The organism is Asticcacaulis sp. AC466, assembly GCF_000495815.1.
In the GTDB taxonomy this organism is placed as follows: domain Bacteria; phylum Pseudomonadota; class Alphaproteobacteria; order Caulobacterales; family Caulobacteraceae; genus Asticcacaulis.
In genome coordinates, this window is the sequence record NZ_AWGE01000043.1 from 1 (window position 1) to 882 (window position 882).

Consider the following 882-nt stretch of genomic DNA (forward strand, 5'->3'; position numbering starts at 1 on the left):
CCCCGGCGAGGGGAGTGAAATAGAACCTGAAACCGTGTACGTACAAGCAGTGGGAGCACCTTCGTGGTGTGACTGCGTACCTTTTGTATAATGGGTCAGCGACTTATATTTTGTAGCAAGGTTAACCGTATAGGGGAGCCGTAGGGAAACCGAGTCTTAACTGGGCGATTAGTTGCAAGGTATAGACCCGAAACCCGGTGATCTAGCCATGGGCAGGTTGAAGGTTGGGTAACACTAACTGGAGGACCGAACCGACTAATGTTGAAAAATTAGCGGATGACTTGTGGCTGGGGGTGAAAGGCCAATCAAACCGGGAGATAGCTGGTTCTCCCCGAAAGCTATTTAGGTAGCGCCTCGTGAACTCATCTTCGGGGGTAGAGCACTGTTTCGGCTAGGGGGCCATCCCGGCTTACCAAACCGATGCAAACTCCGAATACCGAAGAATGTTATCACGGGAGACACACGGCGGGTGCTAACGTCCGTCGTGAAGAGGGAAACAACCCAGACCGCCAGCTAAGGTCCCAAAGTCATGGTTAAGTGGGAAACGATGTGGGAAGGCATAGACAGCCAGGATGTTGGCTTAGAAGCAGCCATCATTTAAAGAAAGCGTAATAGCTCACTGGTCGAGTCGGCCTGCGCGGAAGATGTAACGGGGCTAAACCATGCACCGAAGCTGCGGCAGCGACGCTTAGGCGTTGTTGGGTAGGGGAGCGTTCTGTAAGCCGTTGAAGGTGGCCTGTGAGGGTTGCTGGAGGTATCAGAAGTGCGAATGCTGACATAAGTAACGATAAAGCGGGTGAAAAGCCCGCTCGCCGGAAGACCAAGGGTTCCTGTCCAACGTTAATCGGGGCAGGGTGAGTCGACCCCTAAGGCGAGGCTGAA

1 rRNA gene is annotated in these 882 nt (G+C 53.4%); it reads left to right on the forward strand.

Going from position 1 to position 882, the window contains the following annotated elements:
* A 23S ribosomal RNA gene (locus AEAC466_RS43425) occupies positions 1–882 on the forward strand; the annotation flags it as partial.